Genomic DNA, 13,953 nt, shown 5'->3' with positions numbered 1-13,953 from the left:
ATTATTAAAATCAGAAGGTTCTATAATTCAGATCGTTAAGGTACAGGGCGTTAAACTGCGTATATCTTTTCATCAGGTTTTCATGCTGCCCGGAACGGGCACGCCACGTCTGATAGATTTCCGGCTTTTTACAAACCGTTGCCGGATCTTTACCTGTCGTCAGACATGCCAGCCGCGCGGCGCCCAGCGCGCCTCCGGTCTCGCCACCTTTGTGCGTGACGACCGGCATATTGAGCACGTCCGCCAGCAGTTGCGCCCAAAGCGGGCTGCGCGCACCGCCGCCAACCAGCGAACATTGCTGAATATGCGTACCGCTTTCCTGAAGCACCCGCAGACCGTCGGCAAGGCCAAAGCTGACGCCTTCCAGCACGGCGTAGCCCATCGTTGCCCGGTTGCTGGCATGCGTCAGACCGTGGAACATGCCTTTAGCGTTGGGATCGTTATGCGGCGTGCGCTCGCCGGACAGATAGGGCAGAAACATCGGCGCATTTGCCCTTTCGCCGTCGCTTAGCTGCGCCACCTCTTCCAGCAGCACCGTTTCGGCTATTCCCACCAGGCGGCAAAACCATTGCAGACAGCTGGCGGCGCTTAGCATCACGCTCATTTGATGCCAGCGGTCGGGCAAGACGTGGCAAAACGCATGCACGGCGGATGCGGGTGCCGGGCGATACGCTTCATTCACCACAAACAGCACCCCGGAGGTTCCGAGCGAAATAAAGGCATCACCCGGATTCACCGCACCCACGCCAATCGCGCTGACCGCGTTATCGCCACCGCCACCGGCCACCGCTACTGACGGGTTAAGTCCCCATCGTTCGGCAATCTCCGGCGTGAGCGTCGCAGAAACCTCGCAGCCTTCCACCAGAGCTGGCATGTTGCGCCGTGAAAGCCCGCACTTAGCAAGCAGGCTGTCTGACCAGTCACGCCTGGCGACATCAAGCCACAGCGTGCCTGCGGAATCGGACATGTCAGAGATTTTTTCCCCCGTCATCCGCAGCCGCAGGTAATCTTTCGGCAGTAAAACCGTCTCGACGCGTTTAAAGTTTTCTGGCTCATGCCTGCGAACCCACAGCAGCTTCGGCGCTGTAAAGCCCGGCATGGCGAGATTACCGGCGATGGAATGCAGTTCCGGGGCAATTTCTTCCAGCTCCGCGCACTCCAATGCGCTGCGCGTGTCATTCCACAAAATAGCCGGACGGATAACCTCTTCGTGCGCGTCGAGCAATACCGCGCCGTGCATTTGCCCGGAGAGGCCAATAGCTTTTATCGCCGACCAGTGCTGCCCGCATTTCTCTTTAAGGGTGGTCATCAGGTAATCGGTGGCTTCCCACCAGGCCTGCGGGCTTTGTTCTGACCAGTGCGGATGGGGCCGCTGAATAGTCAGCGGCGCGCTATGGCTGGTAACGATGTCGCCGTTTTCGTCAATGACCAGCGCCTTAACTTCCGAAGTGCCGAGATCGATGCCTAAGTACATGATTTAATCCTCAGCGAATCAGCGAATAGACAGCCTGAATTTTTTCACGCAGCAGCGCTCTGAAATCTTCCCGCTGCGCTAGTTCGCCAAACAGAGCCTTATCGCTGGCGAAAAGCGCAATGGGATCTTCTGCATTAAACATGGCGTGGACCGCTTTCTCATCCAGAATGCCGTCCTGGTATGCGTAAGGCAGTTGTCCTTTATGCCACTGCTCCATGAAGACAAAGAACAGCGCAGGCAGCATGGCGGTCGCGTGCGGGGCGGCGCCACGCTGATAGCATTCGATCATCGTCGGGGTAATCATTGCCGGAATTTTGGAGAAACCGTCCGCCGCCACGCGCTGATTGGTGTCTTCGATGTGCGGGTTGGTGAAACGTTTAAGCACCACGTCACGGTATTTCGGCAGGTTGATACCGTTATCGCCAAGGCATGGGATCACATCTTCCGTGACATAGCGATCCGCAACGGCGTAGATGGTTTCTGTCAGCGTGCTTTCATGAATAAACGTCTTGCCCATCAGCGTACCGGCCCAGGCGATGCAGCTATGGGAAGCGTTGAGAACGCGGATTTTTGCCTCTTCGTAGGGAATAACGGATGCCACCATTTCCACGCCCACGGCTTCGAGATTGGGCCGCACGTCGCGGAAGTTATCTTCAATCACCCACTGGATAAAGGTTTCACCCATTACCGGCGCTTTATCATCGATACCGGTTTTCTCTTTAATGCGTGCAGGCAGATCGGCCGCCGGGCGCGGCGTGATACGGTCCACCATCGTATTCGGGCAGCTAGCGTTGGCTTTTAGCCAGTCGATAACGGCCTGTTTTCCCGTCAGCACCAGGAACTCCACCAGCCCGTCGTGGAAACGCTCGCCGTTATGCCGCACGTTATCGCAGTTCAGCAGCGTTAACGGACCGGCATTGTTCGCCATGCGCTGTTCAAGAATGCGGGTGATAACGCCATAAAGTGTTTTATTGCCGCCCTGCAGATCGCAGGCTAAATCAGCGTTGCTGACTTCCAGCTTGTGGACGGTGTTCAGGTAATAGCCGCCTTCCGTTACGGTAAAGGCGATAACTTTCGTTTCGGGCTTTGCGCCTTCGGCAATCAGCGGCTGGAGATCGGCCTGCCAGGGCAGCAACTTCTGAATGGAGGTGATTTCTTCATACTCACGCTCCCCTTCCGGGCTGACCGTCTCCAGCACATAGCGCCCGTTTTGCGCGGTCAGCGCGGCGACTACATGCTCCGCATCATGACGAATGTTACCGGCGGCGATATGCCAGCGGGTATCCCCTTCAGCGATCAGGCGGTGCAGATACCACGCCTGGTGCGCGCGGTGAAACGATCCCAGACCAATGTGTAGCCAGGTATTTTGCGTAGTCATAACGTTGCTCTCCATTCCAGTTGATGGGAAAGACTGTAATAGAACAATTAACTTAATTAAGAGCTTTACGTCACAAAAGAGCAAATGATCTATAAAATTACAAATGACCATACGCGAATAAATTAGGGTTGCCTGCACCCGCTCCACGCGCCAGAATGCAGGTATGCACACGCGGAGAATCTTCCGCTATAAAACTTAAGGCGCTGAAAAAATTGATAACTGAAGAAGATATACGGTTAGATCAGAAAGTTCGTGCCGCGTGGATGTACTACATTGCCGGGCAAAATCAGAGCGAAATTGCCGCGCAGCTGGGCACCTCCCGCCCGGTTGTGCAGCGACTGATCGCCGCAGCGAAAGAAGAAGGCATCGTGTCCATCGGCCTGAATCATCCGGTCGCAGGCTGTCTGAACTATGCGCAGATGCTCAAAGAGAAATATGACCTTATTGAGTGCAACATCGTACCGGCCTTTACCAGCGATATAACCCTCGACAGCGTCTCCTTCGGTTGCTATCAGCTAATGGAAAAATACCTGCGGGCGGACAACGACAAGGTTATCGGCATCGGCTCCGGGTTAACGCTGAAAAAGACCATCAGACGTATCGATTTCGACAGCCCTAACGCGCGCTGCGTCGCCTTAATCAGCGCCATGGACGCCGAAGGGAAATGTAACTACTACGATGACGTTCCCCTGCTGCTGGCAAGTAAAATTCAGGCTAATTACTATCAGTGGCCCGCGCCACGCTATGCGCAAACCTCTCTTGAACATCAGATGTGGTGTTCAAATCGCTTATTCAACAATGTGTTAAGCGTCGCATATGACGCTGACGTTATTTTTGTCGGCATCGGCGCGCTCTCGCAGGAAAGCCCGATATTCAGGGACGGCTTTATTACGCCTGCACAGCTTGAAACCTTAACGTTGCAGGGCGCGGTCGGGGAGATACTCGGGCGCTTTATTGATGCGAACGGCGAGGTGGTTGAGAGCGATATCAATAATCTGATTACCAGCTATGATATCCGCCGCAGCCGGTGCCCGCGCATTGCCGCCGCCTGCGGAGAAGATAAACGCTCCACCATTTTTGCCGCGCTCAAGGGCAAATGGGTTAACGGCCTGGTTACCGATGAACACACTGCCCGCTGGCTGTTAACCCGCTGACGCGCCTTGTAAAACGGCGGCTCACGGCACGAGCGTGGGTGGAATTTCAATGCACTGAATTTTGGTGTCGCCAGAATCAATCACTGAAAACACCGCCTCCAGCATGGCGGGCACATCCTGGCGAACCATATCGATATCGTGTCCCAGCAGAGGAACAAACGGGTCCCAGTCAAAGCAGCCCATCGGCGGCTGTTGAACGCCCGTTTCCCCTCGCGCGGCCAGCCACTGCACAACGCCTTCAAGCGATATAGTAGAATTCACAAACAGGCCATAAACGCCGTCTTCCGGGGGCGTAAACCCAACCAGCGCCGCCTGCACGTGTTTTGATGAATAGCCTTCAATAAAGATATTTTTCGCTAACACCGGCAATCCCCGTTGCTGATGGGCATCGCGGAATCCGCGCAGGCGTTCACGGGTGTTGTGGTCATTGCGGCGGCCGCCGACAAAAGTTAAAGAGACCTTTTTCCCGAAACGCTTTTCCGCAGTAAGCAAAACACGTTCGGTAAGTGCCTTCGCTCCGGCATAATTATCTGAAATGACCGAGGGCGCCAGCGTGCCCGGCAGATCGAGGTTTAACGTTGGTACGCCCGCCTGCGAGCACAGCTCGGAGATTTCATCAGGCCGCGTCGCGCCGGTCGCGATCACCCATTCCACCTGCCAGGAAAGCATGGTACGCACCGCTTCAAGCTCCAGCTCCGGGTCACGACGGGTGCAGGTGATGATAGGGAAAAGGCCGCGCTCGCGCGCCATTTCTTCAAACTTTTCAACGATTGAACCGAAATAGCGGTTATCGTATTTCGGCACAATCATGCCGATGACGCGTGATTTCTCTTTTCGCAGCAGGCTGGCCTGACGATTAACGGCGTATCCCTGCTCCTGCGCTACCTGCGTTACCTTCTCCGCCAGTTTTGCGCTGATGCGGCGTTTCTTCCAGTTGCCGTTAAGGATCGCGCTAACCGCGCTGGCCGAAACGCCCGTCATTTCCGCCAAATCGTAAATGGTAATTTTCTTTGTTTTCCTGGCGCGTATCACAAATTTTTCTCTCTGTTTTTTATCCTGCTTGCCGCAAATTTCATCTGGTGCTAAATCTGCTCTATCGATTGAGCAAAAATAATAGCATGACAAATTCTGACCACCTGACAAGGATTATAAAATGAAAACTGCCTTATCCTCTATGAATAGCTCGCTTAGCGGGAAAGTCGCTGCCATTACCGGCGCTGCTTCAGGTATCGGCCTTGAATGTGCGAGAACCCTGCTGGCTGCGGGCGCTAAAGTTGTGCTTATCGACCGTGACGGCGAAAAGCTGGAAAAACTGACGGCGGAAATGGGTGAAAACGCCTTTGCGCTGGTTGTGGATCTTATGCAGCCGCAGCAGGTCGATAATATACTCACCGGCATTCTGGAACGTGCCGGGCGCCTGGATATCTTCCATGCCAACGCCGGGGCGTACATTGGCGGCCCGATAGCGGAAGGCGACCCGGACGTCTGGGATCGCGTGCTGAATCTGAATATTAACGCCGCATTCCGCAGCGTCCGCGCGGTTCTGCCTCACCTTATCGCCCAGAAATCAGGCGACATCATCTTTACCAGCTCCATTGCCGGCGTGGTGCCAGTCATCTGGGAGCCGATTTATACCGCCTCAAAATTCGCCGTGCAGGCGTTTGTTCACTCTACCCGTCGCCAGGTTGCGCAGTACGGCGTGCGCGTAGGCGCAGTCTTGCCGGGCCCGGTGGTCACCGCCCTGCTGGACGACTGGCCGAAAGAAAAAATGGAAGAAGCCCTGGCGAACGGCAGCCTGATGCAGCCGATTGAAGTCGCAGAATCCGTGCTGTTTATGGTCACCCGCAATAAAAACGTAACCGTTCGCGATCTGGTCATCCTGCCGAACAGCGTCGATCTCTAATCCCAGGGGAAACGGTTACGAAGATGAAAAATGAAACTATAGAAAAAAATACCCTTATCGGAGTGGATGTCGGTTCGGGCAGCGTGCGCGCCGGGATTTTCGATCTTTCAGGGCATTTGCTTGCCCACGCCACGCGTCCTGTCACGCTGCATCGCTACGCGGGAAATAAAGTTGAGCAGTCCAGTAGCGAAATCTGGCAGGCGGTATGTCAGAGCATTCGCGAAGCGGTCAGCGCGGCTGGCGTATCACCGGCAAGCGTGAGCGGCATCGGTTTTGATGCTACCTGTTCCCTCGTGGTGCTGGGGCAAGACGGCGAACCGCTGCCGGTAGGCGATGCCAGCTATCCGGAGCGCAATATTATTGTCTGGATGGATCATCGCGCCACCGGGCAGGCCGAACGAATCAACGCCACTGAGCATCCCGTTTTGCAATATGTCGGGGGTAAAATTTCACCGGAGATGGAAACCCCGAAAATCCTCTGGCTGAAGGAGAACCGCCGGGACGTTTATGATAAGGCCTGGCAGTTTTTCGACCTGGCGGACTTTCTCACCTGGCGCGCCACGGGCGATCTGGCCCGCTCAACCTGCACGGTCACCTGTAAATGGACCTATCTGGCACACGAAAAGCGCTGGGACCCCGACTACTTCCGCACCATTGGGCTCGATGAGCTGGCGGACGAGGAATTTGTGCGTATCGGTCAGCAAATCATGGAGCCTGGAACACCCTGCGGCCAGGGGCTCAGCGCCGCTGCGGCTGATGAGATGGGCTTATCTGTCGGCACGCCTGTCGCCATCGGTATGATTGACGCCCACGCGGGCGGGATCGGCACGGCGGGCGTGGATAATGGCGCGCTGCACAACCTTGCCTGGGTTTTTGGCACCTCCGCCTGCACGATGACCTCCACAGAGAAACCCGTTTATATTCCCGGCGTGTGGGGTCCTTACTATTCTGCGATGGTGCCGGGCATGTGGCTAAGCGAAGGCGGACAAAGCGCTGCTGGCGCCGCTATCGATCGGCTGGTGGCTCTCCATCCCGCCGCTGCCGAGGCAAGCGCACAGGCTCAGGCGCTTAACGTCCCGTTACCGGTTTACCTGGCCGACCTGGCGCTGGCTAAACTCACCGATCCTTCAAGCGCCATCGAGCTGGCTCGCGGTATACATGTCGTGCCTGAATTTTTAGGCAACCGCGCGCCGTTCGCCGATCCTCATGCCCGGGCGGCGATCGCCGGATTAGGCATGGAGAGGGATCTGGATAATCTGGTCGCCCTGTATATCGCCGGTTTATGCGGTATTGGTTACGGGCTGCGGCAGATCGTTGATGCGCAACGCCAGCAGGGCGTTAAGACGGATAAAATCGCCATCAGCGGCGGCGCGGGTCAGCATCCGCTGGTCCGCCAACTGCTCGCCGACGCCTGCGATCTGCCGATCCTCTCCACGAAATGCAGCGAGCCGGTACTGTTAGGCTCGGCGATTCTGGGAGCCGTCGCCGGAAACAGGGCCGCAACCGTAAATGAGGCCATGTCGTTGATGACGAAGCTGGACAGGCAGTTTGAGCCCCGGGAAGCTTATCGCCAGACGCACCGGGCGCGCTATGAGAGCTATAAGCTCTTACAGCAAACGGCTAAGACCTTGCGGGATTGCTGAAGGCAGGAACGGGATAATATCGCAGGGCGGATGGCGCAGGCTTATCCGCCCTGAAAAACTGAAATTACTCCGCTGTCGCCGACTGCTTTTCATTTTTGGCGTTGCGCGTCATCCACAGCGATAGTGCTTTCAGCGAATCTGGAGTGAACTCATCACAGCGGGCGGTAATTTCTTCCGGAGACATCCAGCTCACTTCGCTGACCTCTTCTTCCTGAAGCGCAAACGGGCCGTGCGAGACGCAGCTGAATAACCCGCCCCATACACGACAGTGCTCATCTTCGAAATAGAACTGACCATGTTCGGCAAAGGGAACACCGGCGATACCTAACTCTTCTTCCGCCTCGCGACGCGCAGAATCGAGAAGCTGTTCATCAGACTGAACGACGCCCCCCGCAGTGGCATCCAGCATGCCCGGCAGGAAGTCTTTCGTCTCAGTGCGGCGCTGCACCAGAATTTTGCCCATACCGTCATGAACGACAATATAGGTAGCGCGATGGCGTAACCGCTGCGCGCGCATTTGCTCGCGGCTGGCTTGCGCTATCACTTCATTGTCTTCATTGACAATATCCACCCATTCCGTGCCAACAACATGACTCTGTTCCACCATCGGGAAACCTTCTCTAAAGGGCGCTCTTACGGCGCGTTATCGGTTTTACAAACGGTAAGGTACGGGGTAATGCCGACCTGCGCAATAACCCCATCATTATTCAGCGTGTGAACGGTCAGAACACCGTCATTCAACATACCGTAGCTCGCTTCAAAATCCCCTTTCGGCATGCTCACGGAACCCGGGTTGAAGAAATAAAGCCCGTCACGTTTTTCAGCTACCGGAAGATGAGTATGGCCGAAAATCAGCGCGTCGTGTGGTGCCAAAGGTGGCAAATTATCAGGATTAAAGAGATGACCGTGGGTAACAAATAAACGCTGTCCCGGCAACAGAATCTGGGCAAAAGGCGCGGTAATGGGAAAGTGCAACAGCAGCTGATCAAATTCGCTGTCGCAATTGCCGCGTACGGCGATGATTTTATCCGCCACGCCGTTAAGCCGCTGCGCTACCGCCGCCGGATCGTATCCCTCCGGCAGGGCATTGCGCGGCCCATGGTTGAGCAAATCGCCAACTAAAATAAGCCACTGGGCGCCGCTTTGCGCAAAAATTGCCAGCGCTTTCTCGATTGCCGGCAGCGACCCATGAATATCCGAGACAAACATCAGCTTCATAAATCCACATCTCTTGTATGCTAGCGGGCTTAATGATAGCGAACAAAGCCGTGCGAATCAGCCCGCTCGCTTCGCTGAACGGGCTATATAGCGCTGCACGGAAGCTCGCTGCCACTGGAACGCCGCATACTCCTGCAGGCGTTCGGGCACATCGTCGGCGTTTAGGATCAGCCGGTTCAGCATCAGGGCAAGATCCGTATCGGCGATACACCACTCGCCAAACAGGTTTTGCTGGCCTTCTGGCAACACAGCTTCAACCGTCGAGATCAGTTTCTCGGCGGCCTTCAGGCCCGCGTCGCTCAGCGCTGGCTTTTTCGCGCCGCCAAAAACGACGTCCGTCGGGCGCTCTTCGCGGATCGGCATCAAATCGCTGCGCAGCCAGGCCTGAATCTGGCGCGCTCGCGCACGCTTTTCAATGTCGAGAGGATAGATACGCTCCCAGGTTGGCGGCGCAAAGCGCTCTTCCAGATATTCATCAATAGCTGAGGATTCGCTGAGGACAAAATCACCTACCGCAAGCACCGGCACCCGGCGCGTGAGATCGTAGCCCTGCCAGCCAGGCTGCAAATTTTGCCCGGCGGCGAGATCGACGGTTTGTAAGGCGAAGTTAAGCCCTTTCTCATTCAGGGCGACATAGACCGAAAGCACATAGGGACTGAAATAGTCGGCATCGGACCAAAGTGTTATTGCAGGCTGGCTCATTTTTATCCTCGTTATCAACGCTTGCGACTCCTGAACATATAGCGAAAAACCGTAGCTGTCACCTGAGCAAACTTCAACTTTGGTCACCCGTCTCACCCCATAAAGCCTATACTGCAAAGGTTTGCAGAAAACTGATATGACGGAGTTTGACCATGATCGATCTCTTCTACGCACCAACGCCAAATGGCCACAAAATTACGCTATTTCTGGAAGAAGCGGGGCTGGATTACAACGTTCATCGTATTGATATTGGCAAAGGGGATCAGTTCAGGCCGGAATTCCTTGCCATCGCCCCGAACAACAAAATCCCGGCGATAGTCGACAATCTGCCCGCCGACGGCAGCGGCCCGTTAAGCATTTTTGAATCCGGGGCAATTTTGCTCTATCTGGCAGAGAAAACGAATTTGCTGCTCAGCAAAGATCTCCGCGAACGCGCCCATACCCTGCAATGGCTCTTCTGGCAGGTCGGCGGATTCGGCCCGATGCTGGGGCAGAATCATCACTTCAACCATTTTGCGCCACAGACCGTTCCCTACGCCATTGAGCGCTATCAGGTAGAAACCCAGCGTTTGTATGGCGTGCTCAACAGGCAGCTGGAAAAATCGCCCTGGCTGGGCGGGCAGGAATACAGCATTGCTGATATCGCCACTTACCCGTGGACGGTTTCTCACGAACGTCAGCGCATCGATCTGGCTACCTATCCCGCAGTAAAAAACTGGTTTGAACGCATTCACTCGCGCCCGGCAACGGAACGGGCTTACCAACAGGCGGAAATCCTCTAAGGCCGCGTGTCTAAATCTTCCCGCTGTGGTGTAATCTGTGGCGGGAAGCTATACACGGAGGAAACCTGCAATGTCATCCCCTCAGCCAGACGCTATTATCCGCATTAAAAATCTCCGCCTGCGCACTTTTATCGGCATTAAAGAAGAAGAGATCGCCAACCGTCAGGATATCGTCGTCAACGTCGCGATTTATTATCCCGCAGACCGGGCCCGCGCCAGTGAAGACATCAACGATGCGCTTAACTACCGCACCATCACCAAGAGCATCATTCAGTTAGTGGAGAATAACCGCTTCTCTCTGCTGGAAAAATTAACTCAGGATGTGCTCAATATCGCATGTGACCATCCATGGGTGTCGTATGCTGAAGTAGAGATCGATAAACTTCACGCGCTGCGTTATGCCGACTCGGTATCAATGACCATGAGCTGGCGAAGGTAGGCGCACCCGACAGGAGAGGCGCATGCAGATACTGATTACCGGCGGCACCGGGCTTATTGGCAGCCATCTGGTTCCGCGACTGCTGGAAACCGGGCACAGCGTTACCGTAGTGACAAGGGATCCGGACAAGGCTCGTACTAAGCTCGACTCCCGCGTCACGCTGTGGAAAGGCCTGAACGACCATGCAAATCTCGACGGTTTTGACGCCGTCGTTAACCTCGCGGGCGAATCCATCGCCGATAAACGCTGGTCGGAAACGCAAAAGCAGCGCCTGTGCCAGAGCCGCTGGCAGATTACCGATCGCCTGGTCGAAATGTTCAAAGCAAGCCAGACGCCGCCTTCCGTTCTGATTTCCGGCTCTGCCGTAGGTTACTACGGCGATCTGGGCGAAGTGGTGGTCACCGAAGATGAACCGCCGCACAACGAATTTACCCATAAACTTTGCTCCCGTTGGGAACAAATCGCCTGCGGCGCGCAAAGCGAAAACACCCGCGTTTGCCTGCTGCGCACCGGCGCTGTGCTGGCGCCCAAAGGCGGCATCCTGGCAAAGCTGCTGCCGGTTTTTCGCTTAGGACTTGGCGGGCCGGTGGGCTCTGGCCGCCAATACCTGGCGTGGATCCACATCGATGATATGGTCAACGGCATCCTCTGGCTGTTGAATAACGATCTGCGCGGCCCGTTCAATATGGTTTCGCCCTACCCCGTACGCAACGAACAGTTTTCCCACTCTCTTGGGCACGTACTGAATCGCCCGGCCTTTATGCGTGCCCCTGCGACAGCGGTGAGGCTGATGATGGGAGAATCTGCGGTTCTGGTGCTGGGCGGGCAGCGCGCGCTGCCTAAGCGGCTTGAGGAGTCCGGATTTGGCTTCCGGTATTTCGATCTGGAAGAAGCTTTGGGAGATGTGGTGCGTTAAAAATAAACCCCGTTTTCACGGGGTTTATTTTTTATTTCAACGAGCCGGATAAAAACTGCTGCAAACGCGCGCTTTTCGGGTTGCCGAACAGCTCGTCCGGCGCGCCCTCTTCTTCAATGCGCCCCTGATGCAGGAAAATCACGTGGCTGGAAACATGGCGGGCAAAATCCATTTCGTGCGTTACGACGACCATGGTTTTCCCCTCTTCCGCCAGTTTTTGCATGATGCGCAGCACTTCGCCCACCAGCTCCGGGTCCAGCGCAGAGGTTGGTTCATCAAACAGTAACACTTCCGGCTCCATCGCCAGCGCGCGAGCTATTGAAACGCGCTGCTGCTGACCGCCGGAAAGATGCACCGGGTATTTCGCCTGCTGGCGCTCGTCAATCCCCACTTTCGCGAGGTATTTAATCGCGCGCTCTTTGGCTTCCTGTTTGCTCAGCCCCAACACCTGTATCGGCGCTTCCATAACGTTTTCCAGCACCGTCATGTGGCTCCACAGGTTGAAGTGCTGAAATACCATGGTTAGCCTGGTACGCAGCAGGCGCAATTGATTTTTATCCGCAACTTTTAGCTGACCATCTTTGTCGCGCACCAGATTGATGTTCTGATTGCTTACCGCAATGGTGCCTTCGCTCGGCTTTTCGAGAAAGTTAATGCAGCGCAAAAACGTACTTTTCCCCGAGCCGGACGAACCGATGATGCTAATGACATCGCCAGCGTTGGCCTGCAAAGAAACCCCTTTGAGCACTTCATGTTCGCCGTAGCGTTTGTGCAAATCAATAACGTTTAATTTATTTTCAGCCATGGAAACCACTCAGTGCGAAGAGCTGGGTTTAACATGCTGCATAAAGCGTTTTTCCGCGCGGCGGAACAGGCTTATCAGCACGTAAGAGATAATCAGGTACAACACCGCAGCGATACCGAACGCGGTAAACGGCTGGTAGGTTGCGGAGTTAATATCACGGGCGATTTTCAGCAGATCCGGCACGGTGGCGGTGAACGCCAGCGCGGTGGAGTGCAGCATTAAAATGACTTCGTTGCTGTACGCCGGCAGTGCGATACGCAGTGCCGATGGCAAAATAATGCAGCGATACATCTTCACGCGTGAAAAGCCGTATGCCCGCGCGGCTTCAATTTCGCCGTGCGGAACCGAACGGATGGCACCGGCAAAAATCTCCGTCGTGTAGGCGCAGGTGTTAAGCGTCAGCGCCAGGATGGTGCAGTTTAACCCGCTGCGGAAGAACTCGTTTAGCAGCACGGTGCCCTTCACCACTTCCAGCGTGTACATACCGGAATAAAAAACCAGTAGCTGCACATACAGCGGCGTACCGCGGAAAACATAGGTAAATAACCAGATCGGGAAAGCGATGAATTTATTGCTTGAGACGCGCCCGATGGCGAAGAACAGCGCCAGAATGCCGCCCATCACAACGGACGAAATCAGCAGCCACAGCGTGATAGCCACGCCGGTGAAGCGATAGCCATCCGTCCACAGCAGGGATTTCCAGTATTCCTGAATAATCTCGATCATAGCTCGGCCCTCTTCACGCCTACAGAGTAGCGGCGTTCAAGCCAGAGCAGCACACCGTTAGAAAGGGTAGTAAACACCAGATAAATAACGCCGGCGACAATCGCAAAATAGAACGGCTGCCAGGTGGTTTTCCCGGCCAGCTGCGTCGCTTTCACCACGTCTTCCAGGCCTAATAACGAGACCAGCGCCGTCGCTTTCAGAATAACCTGCCAGTTGTTGCCGATGCCGGGTAAGGCGTAGCGCATCATGGCGGGGAAAAGTATGCGGCGGAAGGTTTGCGATCCGGTAAAACCGAAGGCCGTTGCAGCTTCGATATGCCCGCCTGGCACGGCGAGAAAAGCCCCGCGGAAGGTTTCGGTAAAATAAGCGCCATAGATAAAACCAAGCGTAATAATACCGGCGACCATCGGGTCGATATCAAACTGCGCCATGCCTAAGGCATCGGTAATGCTGTTGAGCAGCATTTGCAGGCCATAGAAAATCAGCAGCATCAGCACCAAATCCGGCACGCCACGAATAAGCGTGGTATAGCCTTCAAACAGCAGCGCCAGCGGACGATTTTTTGATAATTTGGCACCCGCACCGGCAAGACCAATCACCACGGCCAGGATAACGGAGCTTAGCGCCAGTTCCAGCGTGACGAGCGCCCCTTTAAATATCACTTCAGAAAAGCCATACAACATGGTGCGTATCCTGTCGTCAGTGTCTGCACAAATTCAGCTAAGTGTAGGGGCGAGTAAGCATTGCGTGCGCCACCCGCCACAATTTGTATCAATGGTGGCGGCGCTTACGCCTATCCACCCTACGACACTG

General features: G+C 55.3%; 15 protein-coding genes. 6 read left to right on the top strand and 9 right to left on the bottom strand.

Annotation, left to right across the window (positions count from 1 at the left end; genetic code table 11):
- Positions 1–10 precede the first annotated feature (10 nt).
- Both xylB and dalD read right to left on the bottom strand, forming a co-directional pair.
- A complete protein-coding gene (xylB, locus tag E2L00_RS00360) occupies positions 11–1,474 on the bottom strand; it encodes a xylulokinase (RefSeq protein WP_167605500.1) in 1,464 nt (487 codons plus the stop codon).
- A 10-nt stretch (positions 1,475–1,484) separates the two neighbouring features.
- Positions 1,485–2,852 carry a D-arabinitol 4-dehydrogenase gene (gene dalD / locus E2L00_RS00355; protein ID WP_167605498.1) on the bottom strand — a complete coding sequence of 456 codons (1,368 nt, stop codon included), beginning with the start codon at positions 2,850–2,852 and terminating at the stop codon, positions 1,485–1,487.
- Between the two features lie 212 nt (positions 2,853–3,064).
- On the opposite strand from dalD, the gene E2L00_RS00350 reads away from it, so the two are divergent.
- Entirely contained in the window at positions 3,065–4,006 is a 942-nt protein-coding gene (locus tag E2L00_RS00350) for a sugar-binding transcriptional regulator (RefSeq protein ID WP_167605496.1), read from the top strand.
- Positions 4,007–4,027: 21 nt separating this feature from the next.
- Here the strand turns inward: E2L00_RS00350 and E2L00_RS00345 are convergent, their stop codons facing one another.
- Entirely contained in the window at positions 4,028–5,038 is a 1,011-nt protein-coding gene (locus tag E2L00_RS00345) for a substrate-binding domain-containing protein (protein ID WP_167605494.1), read from the bottom strand.
- Between the two features lie 121 nt (positions 5,039–5,159).
- On the opposite strand from E2L00_RS00345, the gene E2L00_RS00340 reads away from it, so the two are divergent.
- Both E2L00_RS00340 and E2L00_RS00335 read left to right on the top strand, forming a co-directional pair.
- The gene (locus tag E2L00_RS00340; protein WP_167605492.1) at positions 5,160–5,909 is read left to right on the top strand and encodes an SDR family oxidoreductase; all 750 of its coding nucleotides are present in this window, start codon (positions 5,160–5,162) and stop codon (positions 5,907–5,909) included.
- A gap of 23 nt (positions 5,910–5,932) precedes the next feature.
- Positions 5,933–7,552: an FGGY-family carbohydrate kinase gene (locus E2L00_RS00335; protein ID WP_167605490.1), complete on the top strand. Its 1,620-nt coding sequence runs from the start codon at positions 5,933–5,935 to the stop codon at positions 7,550–7,552.
- Between the two features lie 64 nt (positions 7,553–7,616).
- Here E2L00_RS00335 and yfcD read toward each other — a convergent pair whose 3' ends face one another.
- From yfcD to yfcF, 3 genes are read right to left on the bottom strand one after another with little or no spacing between them, the layout of a single operon-like run.
- The gene (gene yfcD / locus E2L00_RS00330) at positions 7,617–8,159 is read right to left on the bottom strand and encodes an NUDIX hydrolase YfcD (RefSeq protein WP_167605488.1); all 543 of its coding nucleotides are present in this window, start codon (positions 8,157–8,159) and stop codon (positions 7,617–7,619) included.
- 26 nt (positions 8,160–8,185) lie between these two features.
- The gene (gene yfcE, locus E2L00_RS00325; protein ID WP_167605486.1) at positions 8,186–8,770 is read right to left on the bottom strand and encodes a phosphodiesterase; all 585 of its coding nucleotides are present in this window, start codon (positions 8,768–8,770) and stop codon (positions 8,186–8,188) included.
- Positions 8,771–8,827: 57 nt separating this feature from the next.
- A complete protein-coding gene (gene yfcF, locus E2L00_RS00320) occupies positions 8,828–9,472 on the bottom strand; it encodes a glutathione transferase (RefSeq protein ID WP_167605484.1) in 645 nt (214 codons plus the stop codon).
- Between the two features lie 152 nt (positions 9,473–9,624).
- Here yfcF and yfcG point away from each other — a divergent pair, with 152 nt between their 5' ends.
- The 3 genes from yfcG to E2L00_RS00305 all read left to right on the top strand — a co-directional run bounded on the left by yfcG (position 9,625) and on the right by E2L00_RS00305 (position 11,609).
- Positions 9,625–10,254, top strand: a complete 630-nt coding sequence (yfcG, locus tag E2L00_RS00315) for a GSH-dependent disulfide bond oxidoreductase (protein ID WP_167605482.1) — start codon at positions 9,625–9,627, stop codon at positions 10,252–10,254.
- Between the two features lie 70 nt (positions 10,255–10,324).
- Positions 10,325–10,693: a dihydroneopterin triphosphate 2'-epimerase gene (gene folX / locus E2L00_RS00310; protein ID WP_167605480.1), complete on the top strand. Its 369-nt coding sequence runs from the start codon at positions 10,325–10,327 to the stop codon at positions 10,691–10,693.
- Positions 10,694–10,715: 22 nt separating this feature from the next.
- On the top strand, positions 10,716–11,609 hold the full coding sequence (locus E2L00_RS00305; RefSeq protein WP_167605478.1) for a TIGR01777 family oxidoreductase: 894 nt from the start codon (positions 10,716–10,718) through the stop codon (positions 11,607–11,609).
- A gap of 31 nt (positions 11,610–11,640) precedes the next feature.
- Here E2L00_RS00305 and hisP read toward each other — a convergent pair whose 3' ends face one another.
- Genes hisP through E2L00_RS00290 form a run of 3 tightly spaced genes read right to left on the bottom strand, consistent with a single transcriptional unit; the run spans position 11,641 to position 13,823 of the window.
- Positions 11,641–12,414: a histidine ABC transporter ATP-binding protein HisP gene (gene hisP, locus E2L00_RS00300; RefSeq protein WP_167605476.1), complete on the bottom strand. Its 774-nt coding sequence runs from the start codon at positions 12,412–12,414 to the stop codon at positions 11,641–11,643.
- Positions 12,415–12,423: 9 nt separating this feature from the next.
- Positions 12,424–13,140 (bottom strand): ABC transporter permease, encoded by a 717-nt coding sequence (locus E2L00_RS00295; RefSeq protein WP_167605474.1) that lies wholly within the window; start codon positions 13,138–13,140, stop codon positions 12,424–12,426.
- Positions 13,137–13,823 carry a histidine ABC transporter permease HisQ gene (locus tag E2L00_RS00290; protein ID WP_167605472.1) on the bottom strand — a complete coding sequence of 229 codons (687 nt, stop codon included), beginning with the start codon at positions 13,821–13,823 and terminating at the stop codon, positions 13,137–13,139. Before E2L00_RS00290 ends, E2L00_RS00295 begins: the two co-directional genes overlap by 4 nt.
- Positions 13,824–13,953 lie beyond the last annotated feature (130 nt).

Source organism: Cedecea colo (assembly GCF_011808225.1).
Taxonomy (GTDB): domain Bacteria; phylum Pseudomonadota; class Gammaproteobacteria; order Enterobacterales; family Enterobacteriaceae; genus Dryocola; species Dryocola colo.
Note: the sequence above shows the minus strand (reverse complement) of the source record. Positions and strands in the feature narration are given on the sequence as shown.